This is a genomic window from Okeania sp. SIO2F4, assembly GCF_010672385.1.
Lineage (GTDB): Bacteria > Cyanobacteriota > Cyanobacteriia > Cyanobacteriales > Microcoleaceae > Trichodesmium.
This window is the reverse complement of sequence record NZ_JAAHGT010000094.1, coordinates 1-16,923: the sequence shown is the minus strand read 5'-3', so window position 1 is coordinate 16,923 and position 16,923 is coordinate 1. Positions and strand designations below refer to the sequence as shown.

Here is a 16,923-nt window from a genome sequence, read left to right as displayed (position 1 = left end):
AAGGTTTATGTGTTTCCCACAATACCCTTTAAATAACACCATATTGGCTGAAATTCTACAGTTAAAATACTGTAGGTTGACATCAAATTTTTGATTTTGATATTTTCTGCATTAGCATTTTAAATTTATACCTTTTTTTGATAGGTATGATGCTAGAACGTTTTTCACAACTAGGTTGAGTTTGATCTTTAGGTATTGCCTCGTCCAAGATGCCTCATTTATTGGTATCATTGTTTCACTATTACTATTAAATTTAGGTTTTTGTAACAGTAATTTGATATAAATATTGAGGCTAAAGTAAAGTAGGTATTTTAGCTATTTTTACTTTCTAGCTTTTACTTATCTATATTCAAGGTAAAATCTTTTAAGCTAACTCCTTGCTTTTATTAAAAAAGCTTACAAAATTTTATTTTATAGATTTATGGTCTTTTATCTTAGAAAAAATAATAAATTTTGTTAAGTAGGGCTTGGTGATAGGAATATTAGGCCATAAGAGTTCCAGACAAAAGTCTTAATCAATAAGACATAAGTTTGGATTACATACCCTGACTAATATTTCTTTTGATCAGATTTTTTATCTATTTTTTTTGTGAGTTATTTCATATTGCTACATAATGCTTAAAACTTAAATATGTATAACTTTTGCTACTTTAACTTGTTACTTTTTTTTACTATTAAAATAAATACAAAAAAGTTGTAGATTATTCCAAGTTGTTAAACCACCTTTCCTAACAGGGTAAATATGGTCAGCTTTCAGTTCTTTGAAACCTTTATCACCATTTTGCAAATCTGGCAAATATATCCTGATAATTATGAATCAAAATGTAATCTGAAATAAGGTAAGCATTCAGCTATTAGCGGTCAGCTCTCAGCAATGAAAATGAACTATGTGATTCGATAAACTATTAAGGTTGACTAATGGACTTTTACAGTAACTTTTAATTCTTTGAAATCTCTCAATTACTTTTTCCTCCCTTAAAAGTAATAAAGCTGTTAACGTTAGCGAAGCTCCTCTGCAAGAGGCAGTTCCTCCGCAGGAGGCTAGCTAATAGCTGACCGCTGAATGCTTACCAAGTTATCGGGAACATACCATAAATATTTGATGGAAACAAATAAAGCTGACTTCTCAATTCACCTATATTTTATTAAGTGCAGTTTGATCAAGAAATTGTATTAGGTTAAGTTTGCATAATTAGTTATAAAAAAGTCTTTGTTTGTATTTATGTTCTAGAGCAAAACTACGAGCCTAATTAATACCAAGCGTAATAAATGTTTGTTGGAAATGGCAGGGACGTTGCATGCAACGGGAGTAGGTCGGAGGGAAGAAGGCTTTGGTTATCTAGGAGAGACTCAAGTTAGAATAAAGATTGAAGAAAAAAAGGGAAAATGATAGATATAGCTTTCTCAAATGAATTGGAGAAGCTCTTTTTAAGTATCTCTGATCGAGATGCAGTTTTCATAGCATTCTTTTTTTAACTAGTATAAATTATAAGTAATATCTGCACATGATATTCTCTATAATATAATATATAGTTTTAAGTATTTAGCTAGCCTATTACAGAGGAACTACCTTATCAGCTCAAGTCAAAACTATTATCTTACTTCTAACCTCTAAGTTTTGAATTTTGACTTCTGACTTCAGCTATCTACTCCCATTGCTGGAATTTTTGCACGATCATTTCTTGAATTTGCTGTTGCACTTTTTCTATGGTTAAATTAGCATCTATTCGTACTATTAAAGGATTATTTTTCGCTAATTCTTGATAACCTTTTTTTACCCGTTGATGAAACTGAATATCTGCTTGTTCCATCCTGTCAATTTTGCCTCTATTTTTAGCTCTAGTTAAACCAATTTCTACATCAATATCTAACCAGAAAGTCAAATGACTTTTTAAGCCACCTGTAGCGATATGATTAAGTTGTTGAATTAATGGCAAATCTAAACCTCGGCCATATCCTTGATAAGCAATAGTCGAGTCAATAAAGCGATCGCACAAAACTATAGCTCCTCTTTCTAAAGATGGGTTAATTAAAGTGTCAATGTGCTGCGCTCTGTCTGCTGCATATAATAATAATTCAGCTCTTTCTTGAATTTGTTCTCCAGATACATCTGCATTTAAAAGTAACTCTCGTAAAGTCTTACCAACTTTTGTTCCTCCCGGTTCTCGTGTGATAACTACTTCTAAATCTGGAGATTTTGAGAAAAGTTTACCTGACCGCCATTTTTCTAATAACCAATTTCTTAAAAGTTTAATTTGAGTGGTTTTACCCCCTCCTTCTACACCTTCAAAGACTATTAACTTACCTATCATTTTGCATCAACTATTGTATATAATTAATTTTTTTGAGCTTTGCTAATAATTATCAAACTATTTACATTTCAAGTAAAACTATTTTATTATAATCTATAATATTCATATTTTGGTTGTTGGAGCCACTACTTAAGTAGGTAGGCGTAATTAAATGAACTATGTCCGAAGCGACAGGAATAGAGTGGAGGGAAGAAATCTCAATTATTTTGGAGATTTCAAAGTAATTTCCATTTTACTAATTATTTGTGCCAACCTACTTATACCATTTCTCAAAAACTTTTCTACATTTTCTTGAGTCGCGGAGAGGGGAGCAGGGGAGTCTTACAGGGGTAGGTTTTTAACAAAGCAGCGATCCCTCGCTTTGATTCAGTTAAAAATTCTCAAAAAAATGTACTTTTTTAGACAATAAATAGCTATAAACTCCCCCCTCCTCCCCCTCTTCCCCCTCTTCCCCCTCTTCCCCCTCTCCCCACACTTCTTTTAGATCAAAGGTAAAAAAACTACCCCTGTGAAAGTAGGGGAGTAGGTAGGGACGTTGCATGCAACGTCCGTACAGAGAAGTAAAAATATGAATAATTAACACATTAGGTGGCTAATAATTATCAAACAATTTATTCAGCCCGTGTTAATTACTTAATAATTGAAGTGTCATCTAAGTATAGCATTAATCCATGGTAATTAATATTATATTTCTTTAATTCAAGAAGTCAGGTCGATCTTTGGAGTTGTTTATGGCTCGTTACACTGGTATATTTACTGTTGCTGTTAAGATAGAAAATTTACAACCAATTTTTACAGAGATTTTCAGTTATTGTGGTTGTGAAATTATTTATAATCGAGGAGACTATTTAATTGCTCGTGAATTTCCAGGTCAAGTTTCTTTCTCTAAACTTGTCACTATAGACATAACTTTTGATAGATTAACTAATACTACTGAAAAGACCAGAATAAATATAGTTATTAGAAATGAAGAACTGGCTTTAAAATTAGATAACCATTGCCGTCAAGTATTTGATTTATTAACTAAGTTGATAGTAGAAAATTCTAATTGGGAACTTTTAGAGAGCATTATTGAATACAACAGTTCTATTTGAGTTGTGACAACTCTACAGCTCTTATCATTAGCGATCGCCTATGGATAAAAATCACCTAGAAGCATTTCAAGAAAAACTACGGGTTTCAACTTAGACGAGGTTTAGTCAAGATTAAATCTGACATTAAATGTTATCTTCGTCACTGTAAATGAACCTTAGTTAGAATTATTTGTAATGTAACAAGGGAATGAATATATCAGGTTCAAACAAACACAATTTTTTGTTTCAATCAAAATGGCAAGTCCCTACTCTACCCCTGTTTCTTGTTACCTGTTATAGCGCTAGGGAATAGGTATGGAGGGAATAGGTATGGAGGGAATAGTAAACTGTCAAAGGATTTCAGGATTTAGAAATGTCCTAATCTTTGCTTCGACTGCTATACCAGTTATTTATAAGTATTTAACCGAACATAATAATATTATGTTCGTTGGTATCGGAGCGTGTAAAAGCTTAGGAAATATCTACCAAGCGTTTCAGTTTTTTCCTCCTCTCAAGCCTTCTTTCCTCTTCCCTCTTACCGAATAATTAAGGTTTAAAGCCTCTCACTCGCTGTGGAGAAACAAGCGGTCGGAAAGCGGAGCATTCCGTCAGGATGGGATGGCGAGGTCTCCGTTCCCTCCGGGACGCTACGCGAACGCTTGCCTCCAATCGACCAAGAGAGAAAAAATTTTCCTTTTATTCAATCCAATCCGTTTTAGGGAGAGGTAATTATCCATTATCCATTATCCATTATCCATTATTGAACCATACTTTATAATACCGATACTGCCGGACATGATATAAGTCCTAAACAGATAAAAAATTGGAAAGCCTTTTTTGAATTTATAGTAGTCGCCATTACTGGCGCGGACATTCTCAAATTCTCAAATATAGTCCGTGCTGCGAATTTAACTTCTGACTCCTTCTAAAAATCCTGACTCCTTGTTCAGTCACAAATCTCTCAGATATTTTCTAAAAGTTGCGCCACAATATTAGGAGAGTACAAATTACTAGGTATATCCTTGACTATTTTTGATGAATATGGTAAAGAAGCAACTTTCCTCAAATTCTCTGTCTGAAACAACCACTACGCCAAAATTAGATTACGACTTGGTTATTGTTGGTGGGGGTATTGCTGGCACTGCTCTTGCTTGCGCCCTAAAAAATTCTGGGTTAAAAGTGGCATTAGTTGAGACTAAACCTAAATCTGTAGTTGCAGCGAAGAAACTTGCTTATAATCTTTCGGTAATGTCTGGCAGAATATTGGATGGTATTGGAGTCTGGCAAAAAATTTTGCCTAAAATCAGTACATATCGACAAATCAGTCTTTCTGATGGTAACTATCCCCGCACTGTCCAATTTTATCCTGATGATTTGGCTGCCACTGGCAAAAAACCAACCTCAAAGGAAGGACTGGGGTATGTGGGAGAACATCAAGTCATGCTGACGGCAATGCAAGAATTTTTGGCGGACTCTGAGCAACTTACCTGGTTATGTCCGACAGAAGTTTTACAGGTAAATTATCAATCTGATTTTGTAGAAGTTGAACTGAAACGCAAGGATACAGATAATTTATCTGGTGAGGGAAAAACTTTTACCGTTCGGTCTAAGTTAGTCATAGGAGCGGATGGAGCGAGGTCTCCTATTCGTGAAACTGCTGGTATTGGTACTCATGGTTGGAAATATTGGCAGTCTTGTGTGGCAATGACAATAAAAACAGAAAAGTCTCACAATAATATTGCTTTTGAGAGATTTTGGCCAAGTGGTCCGATGGGGGTGTTGCCGTTACCGGGAAATCGTTGTCAGGTGGTTTGGACGGCTCCTCATGCTGAGGCAAAGGCGTTGCAGGCGTTAGATAAAGACGAATTTTTGGCAAAATTGGAGTATCGCACTGCTGGTTTATTGGGTAAGTTGGAGTTGTTGAGCGATCGCTACGTTTTTCCGGTACAGTTGATGCAGAGCGATCGCTATGTTCAACATCGTCTAGCTTTGATAGGGGATGCTGCTCACTGTTGTCATCCGGTAGGGGGTCAAGGTTTGAATATGGGTATTCGAGATGTGGGGGCGATCGCTGAAGTTATTAAAGCTGCTCATCAACAAGGTGAGGATATTGGGGATATTAGGGTATTGAAGCGTTATGAAGGTTGGCGGAGGAAGGAGAATTTAGTAATTTTAGGGGTTACTGATTTTCTGGATAGAATGTTTTCTGGTACTTTGTTGCCTATAGTGGCGGTTCGTCGTTTAGGTTTATGGGGGATGGGAATAGTTCCGATGTTTAAATCTTTAGCTTTGCGGGTGATGACTGGTTTATTTGGTCGTCATCCAGAATTAGCTCAGATATTGTCAGTTAAGTAGATATGTAATAATAGATAATGTAGAGATGTTATATGGAACTTCTCTACATTAGGTTGACTTTTTTCATAGTCTATTTATAAATTGGGAGTATTAGTCCCAAGATTATTATATCTTTACCGAATTTTCATAAAACTTTTGGCAATCTTTACCCAATCTTCATATAAATATAAAGTAAATAGCATAGAATAAAGACATTAAGGTAATAAGCGCTGCTGCTACTTGTACTTGGATGGCACTAAGGACAAAAGTAGCGCTCTTTTTAAATAAGAGTTACATAAATCATTGTTGTAATTATTTTCTACTTTAGACTTTTATGGATCAAAGATAGATATTTGATGGGCTAAAGTCCTACTGCAAAGAAAAACTTTTGATTGCTCATTATCCGCACATCGTATAATTGTAACTCATCAATAACTTGTGAGTAAAAGTAAGATTCTATTAGTGTAATTCTAGCTGAGTAAAAGCAATAAATATAACAAAATTATTATGTAGGTATTAACCCTTCAATACCTAAATATGAAACGCTTCTAATAGGAAAAAATGCAAGCGAGTTAGTCTCAAGTACGGTTCAAGTAACTAAGTATTATTTGACTTAAGAAATAGGAAGATTGATAGTAATCTTCCTATTCTAGGATATTTAAAATTTACACGATCGGCTTCTACTTACTTAAATTAATTCAAAAACCCTGTACTTGTAAGCTATACAAAATATAGCTATAGGAGTAAGTAGAAGGGTTAAAGACAAAGTGAAAGTAGATAAGGTAATAAGCGCTGCTCCTACTTGGGTTATTTCTAACACAATGGAAGCAGCGATTTGAGTTGTATCTTTCATTGGATGGCATTTCTATCTGACTACATCTATAAATCTAGCTAACACCACTTAAGTATTGCAACCCTTTTTCCGGAACTTTACTGAATCTTTAAAAAACCCTCCTGGAATTTCACTCAATTCAATGGTGTTTCAGCAGAGATATTTTATCAAAAACTTGTAATTTTTTTTACATTCAACCAAGTATTTACGATTAAGCCCATTACTATCTCACACCTACGATATCGATCGTACCTACGCTATATGTATTAAAAATGAAGAAAAAAGGATTTATATAGATTTCCAACCAGAATTCCACTGATCGTACCGAAAAATCAAGTAATGTTACCCAGGGATTTATACCGAGTGAAAACAGAATTTTCTCGCTAAGATAATAAGTTATGCAAAGTATGTACAAAGTAATTGACAAATAGTCGGTAATCTGGTATTTACACAAAATTCACTCAGGTGTCACATATATATATAGAAATCATTTTTGATTAACTAAGACAGGACTTACGCAAAGCTACTATGTATAGAGTTCAAAAACTATAACGATATAGTTTTTACGCTATATGTGTGGTCTCTGCGTAAGTCCTATAAATAAGAGAAACTATCATGGCTAATACCAGTAATTTCCGTCAAGCAATGCGTGAGGCTCAAGGCCAATCCTTAGTTAGCCCTAATGTCATTGCTAATGCTTTACCTTTTGTAGGGGGTGGCCTAGTCCTCACAGCAGTAGGTACATTTAGTTAACTAAGAGTCTTAACCTCTAACCCAGGTATATTTATGAATACCTTCTGGGTAGCCCTCATAGCAGAATTAGTCGTATTTTTTGTTGCTCGTGGAATTGCGGAAAAGGGCAATAACAATGTAGCTCTACCTTTATTGGCTACTTATAGCTTGCTATCCGGATATACTCTGAGTGGTTTAGTATATGTAGCTTTAAGTACCCAAGAAGTAGGTCTTGAGGGAGTAGGTTTTGCTGCCCTGGGTTGTGGTGTCACCTTTATTGCAGCTCGTCAAATAGGCTCAAATTTGTCTGAAGAAGATGGCATGGCCTTGACAAAAACTGTGAGCCTGGGAATAATGGCTCTATTAGTGGCAGTTGTCGGCCAAGTTATTTTTAGCTTTTTCGGTATTTATACAGCAGGTTGGTTAGAAATAGCTATTTCTGGGATTGGTGTATTTTTATTTGCTGGTGCTGCAGTAGTAGATTTCTACATTTTGCCCCGTACTTATCGCGACGATCAGTATATTCCGGCAGCTCTCTCAATGTGTTTAACCTATATCAACCTATTTATCTTTATTCTGCAACTTATAATTGCAATTAGTGGTGGTGGTCGCGACTAGGTTATTAATAGCAGTAAGTAGTTGATGAGTGGGGTTTGGTTACTAAACCCCTACTTTTAGTATTTTCCCTAAAACTTAGAACTTTCTAGCCTACCTCCAAATATATCTAGGGGGGCGCTTAATACAACAACAAACAAAAACTTTTTTGATTAGGAGGCGATCGCCATGGAAGTATTAGACATTAAACGAAAAATAGAAAATTTGTCTTCTCGCCTGAGAACAACCCAGGACTATCTTTGACATTCCCGCACTAAAAGCAAAAATCCAAGATTTAGAACAAATTGCAGCTCAACCGGAATTTTGGGATGACCAAACGACCGCACAAAATACTCTGCAAGAACTTAACGATCTGAAATCCCATCTCCAGCAATATCAACAATGGCAAAATAATCTGGAAGATACTAGGGCGATCGTTGAGTTATTGGAACTAGAAACAGATGAATCTTTGCTTGCAGAAGCGAATTTGACAATTTCTAGTCTCAACCGCAAGTTAGAGCAATGGGAGTTGCAGTAATTATTATTTGGTTTCTATCACCAAAATGGGGCAGTTGTAACTATTAATGCTGGTGCAAGAGGTACAGATGCTCAAGATTGGGCAGAGATGTTGCTGCGGATGTATACCCGGTGGGGAGAAGACCATAAATCTTCTAGGGTGTTGGTCAATGCGTAATGCTTTTGTCTCAAATATCTATGAAAAAAATATAATTGTATGGTTTATAAATATTGAAGAGCATTACCTAATCACCAACCCCATATTTAGACTTAACTGTGGAGTTTAGAATTTGACTCTGGTAAGGGGAGTTTAGTTTCAGTTTCCGCTCCTAACAAAATGATGCCTATAGTTCTTTTTTTCAAGGTTGCCATCCAATTTTGGATTTTCCTCTTTTTTTCCTGAAAAAATGAATTGAAGCTAAATTTATTCAACTGGTAGAAAGTATTCAATAAAAAGTTAGAAAGCATATTACAGGGTCTCCTCTTGGATTGCACAATAAAACAATTGATCTGATGGTAGTTATGCGCCCAATTAGTTAATTTATCTGTCAAATTACTCAACAACAGGAAATATTTCTGTAATACCAATTTGAAAAAATAATGTTACTTAATAATTATGATTAACATACTTTTAGAGGAGATATCTCTTGGACAAAAAAGATAATTTCCGACCTAATATCAAGTAACATTAATTAACCGCAATGTAGGGACGTTGCATGCAACGTCCCTACGAAGTTGTGGAAAGATTGTTTATTACATTTATTTAATGAGACATGATATAAGAAATGGTATTGAAGCCATTTATTCTGACTTCTTACTCTCCTACCTAACTCCTAATAGACTTGTCCATAAAAGAGGTAGTAGCTAGGGAAGTTGCATGGAACGGAAGTACATATTAGGTGGAAATAATTGATTGTTTCTGTACGATAATTGATTTTATTTTTTATTATTGGAGATGTCTAATAAATAGCCTATATATATCTAGAATTATCTACTTTCCATAGAAAGTCTCTACAAAAATATTAACTGACTTATATTAATAGGTTTTGGAATTACACTTGACTGTGGATTTTGGAGTTTAACTGTAGTAAGGGGAGTTAGGTTTCGGTTTCCACTCCCAACAAAATAATGCCTACAGTTCTTTTTTTCAAGATTGCCATCGAATTTTGGGTTTTACCCTTTTTTTCCTGAAAAAATGAATTGAAGCTAAATATGTTCAACTGGTAGAAACTATTCAATAAAAATGAATTGAAACTAAATATGTTCAAATGATAAAAACTATTTAATAAAAATGAAGAAAGCATTCTGATAGGGTATCCTCTTAGATATGTACCCAATTAATTAATCTATTATTTATTATTACTGAACAACAGTATTTATGTCAAGAACTTAACAATTTATTTCATCAAATCTTCATAAAATAAACAAATCTTTCCTGAATCTTTACTGAATCTTCATATATTGAAAGTCTTTATCTGGTTTTGAATTGAGGTAATATTAATACCATGTACGGTTGAATAGTTATTATTTTGCTTCTTGCATCACCTGATTTTAGGTGTTTTTTATAGCAATGGCCATTACCAGCGCGGACATTCTCGCAACTCTCAAATCTAGTCCGTGTTGCGAATTTAACTTCTGACTTCAGCTATATATCCCACCTAAAACCTGCCACTTTCTATTTAACACCTTTTTCAACCAGCTTTCTGAAAAGATGTCACTTTTTCCTGTTTTTTCAGCTTGACTGGAATCTGAATTACAAATTCACACCCCTCTCCTAATGCAGGATTACACTGAATATTTCCTCCATGTTTTTCGACAATAATTTTATAACTAATTGCTAACCCTAAACCTGTGCCTTTACCCACAGGTTTAGTTGTAAAAAATGGGTCAAAAATTTGTTTAGATATTTGCTCATTCATACCTAAGCCATTGTCACCAATCCGAATACATATAAAATTATTATCTACAATTTCTGTACTAATTGAAATAGTAGGTTTTTTGAGTTTTTCCCGATGGTTTTGTTTTGCTAAATCAAGTATTTGGTTGGAGTTTTTATTACTATTTACAACCCAATATTTTCGAGAATTGCCTAAATTTTCTAGAGAAGTTTGCCGATTGTTATTGGTAATTTTTGAACTGATATTTAAAGTGGTTTTGCTATGAATGTGAGACCACTTTTTCATATCTAAAACTGTATGACTTAGCTGTTTATTTTGAGCTATCCAACTATTCGATAAAATGGATATTTCTAAAGAATCAATCGCGTTATTCAAAACATTCATAAATACCTGATTCAGGTGTCCTGGATAACATTCAACTAACGGCAAATCTCCGTAGTTTTTAATAATTTGAATCTCCTCGGATTTTATCCCTGTTGCTAATCCGGTTACTAAATTTAATCGATTCTTTAAAATTAGCAATGTACTGTTAATCCCATCATGAATATTTACTAATTTTTTTTCTGATTCATCTAATCTGGCAAAATTACGCAAAGATAAAATTATGGAACGAATACGTTCTGCTCCACTTTGCATTGAAGACATAATTTTTGGTAAATCTTCCTTGACAAAACCTAGCTCTATTTCTTCTATATGAGATTGAATTTCTGCATCAGGAGTAGGATAATTCTGTTGATAAAGATCGATCAATTCTAGTATATCTTTGATGTATTGATTACTATAGCTAATATTGCCGTAGATAAAACTAATTGGATTATTAATTTCATGGGCAATACCTGCTACCAACTGACCTAAACTAGACATTTTTTCTGTTTGAATTAACTGAGCTTGAGTTTGTCTCAATTCCTTGAGCACCGTTTCTAGTTGTTCCGCTTTATTCCTTTCTCTTGCTTCTGACTTGCGCAGAGCAATTTCAGCTTTTTTGCGATCGCTAATATCTCGTGCAAATATACATTGATATTCTTTACCTTTGAATTCCAAATGATTAAGAGTTATTTCTACTGGAAATTTCTTATTGTGTTTATTGAAATGATAAGCTTCTATTTTCAGGTGACCGCATTTTTTTAATAAATTCCAATGCAGAGACCATGAATTTTTAGGAAAATCTGAGTTTATCTCATGGATCGTCATCGATAGCAGTTCTTCTGGAGAATATCCTAAAGAATGACAAGCTGCATCATTGACATATATTAACTTTCCATCTTTAGCTATCCAGAAAATTGCATCAGCAGAACGTTCTATTGCAAACTGACTCAGTTGTAGTTTTTCCTTAACTTGCACTTGTTCTTTAACAGTTTGACGCAACTTATTGTTTAACCAAGTTAGAGCTCTAGTACGATTTTCGACTCGTTGTTCTAACAACCCATTTACGGTCTGAACTAATTTTTCTGCTTGTTGTCGGCGTTGAATTTCTGATGCTAATTCAGCATTTACTAACTGTAATTGATTTGGACTAGGAATAGTTAATGCTGTGGGAATTAATAATACTATTATACTGGCAATTAATATAGAAATAATTGCAGTAACAGCTTGAAGTAAACCTGAAAGCAAATCACTGGGATACCACAAACTCCAAGTTTCTATTAGATGGGTTGTGGCGTAGGATAATATACAAATTGCTAGGATAGGAATTATCCAACTTCTTTCTATATCCTGTCGCTTGTGAATAAAATAGATGATTAAAGCTGCAATTGAATAAAAAGCAAAAGTTATTAAGATATTTGAAGTAGTCTGTAGCCAGACTAATTGAGGTGGGTCTCTCCAGCAATCTCCTACCTGAAGTAGGAGTGTTCGATCTAAATTGTTTAAAAAAAAGTATCTTAACATTGTTAAATTAATTAGTTTGTTTGTTTTTAAATTTTTTGTTGTGTTTATATTAACATAATTAAATTATTATTACGGCCATTTTATATTTTTTCAGAAATATTAATAATTCTTGAGATTTGCTAGATTTTATTTATAAGTGAATTATCTAAACATGATATAAGAGGATACAAATTTGGACTTTTTTGACAACATATCAGGAATTTATCCGGATTTAAAACCTACTTTTAGCCGCGAATAAAGTAATATTATGTCCGGTTATATCATGTCCGGTTGAACAGTTATAAATAACAAGGGAGGAGTCAGGAGTCAGTAGTCAGAAGTCAGGAGGGAAGAAACAAGAAAGAAGAAGGAAAAGGAAAAGGAAGAAGAGGAGAAGAAGGAGAAAGTTTTTTGGTCGCGTAAGCGGAACGGAGTTCTATCGCTAATTATCCGGACATGATATTACAGCGGTTTTCCTGCGCGGTAGACCACAGACGTTGCATAACAAAAATGCGTTTCATGTCGCGCAGCGTTTCGGCTGTCGCCGACTTGAATTGCGGAGCTTTGCGTCAGCAAAACGTCCCTACAAGGTTTTGGTTATGGCGATGTGGTTCATCAAGAGCGAAAAGCGCTGTAGATAGTAATAAATTCAAAGATTACTTTTCTTTTAACTTTTGACGAGAAAACAAGGTCTCAAGCCTCCCCTTTCAAGGGGATGAAAAAAATATTCGCCATACGTATTTCAATCCCAATGCTTCAGCCAGAGGTACTGTTAACGCAGTTCCTCCGATAGAAGGCTAACTGATAACTGAAATGACTTTTAACTGCACTGAAGTAATTCCTTGGTTTGAAAAATTACTTCACTGCCAAATACTGCCCTAAATAAAAATCTCCTCTTGATTTCAATTAACCTGATTAATCACTGACCAAGCTCGCAATACTTCTGCAACACTCCATGCTTGAGCAATACAACCACGAGGTGTCATCGGTTCATTGCCATCAAAAATTTCACTGATACTACCAACACCATGCACCATTAAATGCTCTGTCATTGGTTTCAATAACTCCTCAGCTTTTGCTGGATTATTATAAATTCGTAAATGTGCTATAGCATAAGCACCTATCAACCAACCCCAAACAGTACCCTGATGATAAGCACCATCACGTTGATAAATATCTCCCCCATAAACTCCCTTGTACTCTGGAGCGTCGCTAGCAAGACTGCGTAACCCATAAGGAGTTAATAACTTGTGAGTGCATATATCCATCACCTGTTTTTCTTGCTCTGGTGTGAGAAGGGGAGCGTAACTATATTTACCCATTCGTGGCAATGATAAAGCAAATATTTGATTCGGTCGCAAAGAAGCATCATTACCATTAGGTGTATCTATAACATCGTAGCAATAACCACCCTCCTGATTCCAGAAACGAGCAAAACCCTTTTCCTTAATTAACCTTGCTAATCTTTCATAATCTAAATTATCTTTACCCAACTTTTGGGCAAACTTATCCATGATTTGTAAAGCATTGTACCACAAAGCACTGATTTCAATCGGTTTACCAATACGCGGTGTCACTACCCAATCATCTACTTTGGCATCCATCCAAGTAATCTGTGAACCTGCTTCTCCGGCATAAATTAAGCCATCATCAGTATCTAACTGAATATTATAGCGAGTACCTCGGCGATAATAGTCAATGATTTCTGCTAAAATTGGAAATAATTCTACTAACAGTTTGCGATCGCCTGTAGCTTCATAGTATGCACGAACTGCTTCAAAATACCAAAGTGTGGCATCTACAGTATTATAATCTGGTGTAGTACTACCGTCGGGGAAGCGGTTTGGCAACATTCCTTGGTCAACATACTCAGCAAAGGTGAGCAGAATAGACCGGGCGACATCAAATTGTTTTGTACAAATAGTTAAACCAGGTAAACTAATCATTGTGTCGCGACCCCAGTCTTCAAACCAATGATAACCTGCAAGGATAGTTTTGCCGTATGGATGTTGGCGGGATTTGCGATCGACAATAAATTGGTTAGCTGCTAATACTAATTGGTTTATCCAGTCTGGAGTCGGTTTTGCAGTAGGTTGATCTTTTGTCTGGGTAAATGATTTCCAGAATTTAATGACTGGATTTTTTACTTCTGACTTAGGTGCTTCGACAGTGGCAAATTTTTGGATTATTTGTTGTTCGTAATTATGATGAAAAGCTAGTTCTCTCTCGCCATTAGTAGTAGCATTTTCTTTTGTGCTGGCAACTATAGTTAGAGATTTACCTACTTCTAATTGAGCATTAAATGTGACAGCGTGTAGGTGGTCTTCTAATTCCTGTTGTCCTCGATATTTTTCTACTGCTAGGTTAAACCCGTAATACCAATCGTTAGCAGGTGTAGATACTAGGTTTTTGTCGTCTATTTGAGGATATGTCAGTAAGTATAGAGGGGTAGCTTTCGGAAAAGCTTGTACACATACTCCTTTGTTAGTTTTGTTGATGTCGATTTTCCAATCGCTGGCGTTGGTATTATGATGATGATCCCGATAGTTGATTAATCCTTTGATGGCTAAGTTTAATGGTTGGCTACCACTAAGAAAGTTATAGTGTATGTAAGTTGTGTTTTCTCCTTGCTCCATCCATATTCGTTTCTCTAATACCACGTCTGCAAATGTAAATTTCCATACTGGTATTGTTCCTTCCAGATGGAAGCTTTCTATTTGTTGATAACCTTCTGGATTTATTGTTCCATCCGCCCAACGATTACAATATAGGGGGTAGTCTCGATCTTTATATCCAGCAGTTTCGTCTAATTTTGTTAGCAGTAAAGTACGTCCTAATGGGGGTTGGAGAGCTGCTATTAGTAGTCCGTGATAGCGACGGGTTAGGAGGTTGGTTATTGTACCGGAGGCGTAACCCCCTATTCCATTTGTGACTAACCATTCCTGTGATTCAGCTACCTTGAGGTTACTACATTTTTCTCGTTCAAAACTGATGACCATAAAGATATTACTTACAATATATATTTGTTCAAGGCGTTTCGTTGTCACCCGATTTCTTTATACCATATCGATATGATTGAGCTAATATATCCAGGATTTTTTCCGTTTTTAATTTGAGCGATCGCTTAATCCTGAATATTCTTTCTAGTATTTTAAACTTTGTTGATTTAATAGTCATGTATAGTTACGAGTTACTACCAATAACTTTAGTATATCAGAATTTTTTGGGTGCTTCACAGAATGATAGCCTGGTCATTTCTTGCGATTTTAGCGATCGCTTCCTTTGCTTTTGGGAGTTTCACAGAATGAAAAATTCTAGTCGTTGCTCAAATTTGGCTTTTGATTTGAGCGATCGCTTCCTTTACCTTCATAATTGAATTCCGCTTTTTTGCAGTTGAATAAAAAATCATGCGCACAGACGAACAACCCCTACCACTAAATTCACTATATCACGATAAGTAACTTTTTGCTACCCTTTCTACTTAATTTTTGAAGCTTAACAAAATGATAATTCTGGTTATTTTTTAGATGTTGGCGGGTGATATTGGCGATCGCTTGGTTTTTGGAGCTTCACCGAAAAATGGGGTTTGAAGCCCTTCTAGGGCGATTTTTAAATTGGTTTTTCTTCAATAACTATGTTATCATATTGTTAGTTTAAAGTCATACTATGAAAGCTAGATTTAAGTACCGTATCTATCCAACACCGGGACAAAAATACCGATTAGCAAAGCTATTTGGTTGTGTCCGTGTTGTCTGGAATGATAGTCTAGCTTGGTGCCCGTGAAAAATACAAATTAGGAGAGAAGAAACCTGGTAACTCTGAACTACAAAAACAGTTTATTACTCAAGCTAAAAAGGCGGAGGATAGAGAATGGTTATCAGAGGTTTCAGTTGTACCATTACAGCAATCATTGAATGATTTAAACCAAGCTTATCAAAACTTTTTCAGTTCGACAAAAGGCCAGAGAAAAGGCCAAGCCATAAAACCTCCCAAATTTAAAACCAGGAAATCACGCGCAGACTGCCAGATTTACCTTGAGGGGGTTTAAAGTACACCAAGATAAAGTTTATTTAGCCAAGATTGGAAAGCTGAAAGTAGCCTGCTATGCGAAAACTACCTAGTGAGCCTAGCTCAGTAACAGTAATTAAAGATTCAGCTAATAGATATTTTCTTAGTTTTGTAGTAGAAATACAACCAGAAACTTTACCAAAAACTGATAATTCAGTAGGCATAGATTTAGGTATTAAAACTTTTGCAACATTTAGCAATGGTACAAAGATTGATGCACCAAAACCATTGAAAAAACGGATTAAGAAGTATCGAAAGTTAAGTAAGTCATTATCTAATAAAACTCAAGGGTCTAAAAGGTATGAAAAAGCACGGGCTAGAGTTGCTAAGTTTCATGGTAAATTAAAAGATACGCTTGACAGATTTTCTACATAAATTATCTACTAAAATAATTCGTGAAAACCAAACAGTTGTTTTAGAGGTATGACAATGTTTCTGGCATGGTAAAAAACCGCAAATTATCCAGAGCTATATCTGATGCGCGGTTGGCGACAATTTAGAACTTTCTTAGAAGGAAAAGCACAAAAGTATGGTCGTGATTTGAGAGTAATTAGTCGTTGGGAGGCGACGACTCAAAAATGCTCATGTTGTGGTTTTCGTGGAGGCAAATTAGACCTTCAAGTGCGAGAATGGGAATGCCTTAATTGTGGTGCCAAACACGACAGAGACGAGAATGCAGCAATAAATATATTAGTCGC

The 16,923-nt window shown here is 35.3% G+C and carries 10 protein-coding genes and 2 pseudogenes; 8 read left to right on the top strand and 4 right to left on the bottom strand.

Annotation, left to right across the window (positions count from 1 at the left end; translation table 11 throughout):
• Window positions 1–658 precede the first annotated feature (658 nt).
• Complete coding sequence (locus tag F6K22_RS41875) at window positions 659–787, bottom strand: HNH endonuclease (protein WP_363273153.1); 129 nt, start codon at window positions 785–787, stop codon at window positions 659–661.
• Window positions 788–1,646: 859 nt separating this feature from the next.
• Complete coding sequence (gene tmk / locus F6K22_RS08815) at window positions 1,647–2,312, bottom strand: dTMP kinase (protein ID WP_293095985.1); 666 nt, start codon at window positions 2,310–2,312, stop codon at window positions 1,647–1,649.
• Between the two features lie 731 nt (window positions 2,313–3,043).
• Here tmk and F6K22_RS08810 point away from each other — a divergent pair.
• From F6K22_RS08810 to F6K22_RS08795, 4 genes and pseudogenes are all read left to right on the top strand, one after another.
• A complete protein-coding gene (locus F6K22_RS08810; RefSeq protein ID WP_293095982.1) occupies window positions 3,044–3,406 on the top strand; it encodes a hypothetical protein in 363 nt (120 codons plus the stop codon).
• Between the two features lie 1,020 nt (window positions 3,407–4,426).
• Entirely contained in the window at window positions 4,427–5,740 is a 1,314-nt protein-coding gene (locus F6K22_RS08805) for an FAD-dependent hydroxylase (RefSeq protein ID WP_293095987.1), read from the top strand.
• 1,426 nt (window positions 5,741–7,166) lie between these two features.
• Window positions 7,167–7,901, top strand: a pseudogene (locus tag F6K22_RS08800) (Bax inhibitor-1/YccA family protein).
• A 165-nt stretch (window positions 7,902–8,066) separates the two neighbouring features.
• Window positions 8,067–8,541, top strand: a pseudogene (locus F6K22_RS08795) (PCRF domain-containing protein); the annotation flags it as partial.
• 1,543 nt (window positions 8,542–10,084) lie between these two features.
• Here F6K22_RS08795 and F6K22_RS08790 read toward each other — a convergent pair.
• Complete coding sequence (locus tag F6K22_RS08790) at window positions 10,085–12,178, bottom strand: sensor histidine kinase (RefSeq protein ID WP_293095980.1); 2,094 nt, start codon at window positions 12,176–12,178, stop codon at window positions 10,085–10,087.
• A gap of 881 nt (window positions 12,179–13,059) precedes the next feature.
• Window positions 13,060–15,156 carry an amylo-alpha-1,6-glucosidase gene (locus tag F6K22_RS08785; RefSeq protein WP_293095978.1) on the bottom strand — a complete coding sequence of 699 codons (2,097 nt, stop codon included), beginning with the start codon at window positions 15,154–15,156 and terminating at the stop codon, window positions 13,060–13,062.
• A gap of 113 nt (window positions 15,157–15,269) precedes the next feature.
• Between F6K22_RS08785 and F6K22_RS08780 the strand changes: the two genes are divergently transcribed.
• The 4 genes from F6K22_RS08780 to F6K22_RS41860 form a co-directional block, all read left to right on the top strand.
• A complete protein-coding gene (locus tag F6K22_RS08780; protein ID WP_293095975.1) occupies window positions 15,270–15,533 on the top strand; it encodes a hypothetical protein in 264 nt (87 codons plus the stop codon).
• Window positions 15,534–15,823: 290 nt separating this feature from the next.
• The gene (locus tag F6K22_RS41870) at window positions 15,824–15,940 is read left to right on the top strand and encodes a helix-turn-helix domain-containing protein (RefSeq protein WP_363273149.1); all 117 of its coding nucleotides are present in this window, start codon (window positions 15,824–15,826) and stop codon (window positions 15,938–15,940) included.
• Window positions 15,941–16,261: 321 nt separating this feature from the next.
• On the top strand, window positions 16,262–16,600 hold the full coding sequence (locus tag F6K22_RS41865; protein ID WP_363273147.1) for an RNA-guided endonuclease InsQ/TnpB family protein: 339 nt from the start codon (window positions 16,262–16,264) through the stop codon (window positions 16,598–16,600).
• A gap of 102 nt (window positions 16,601–16,702) precedes the next feature.
• On the top strand, window positions 16,703–16,923 hold a 221-nt coding region (locus F6K22_RS41860; RefSeq protein ID WP_363273145.1), incomplete at its 3' end, for a zinc ribbon domain-containing protein.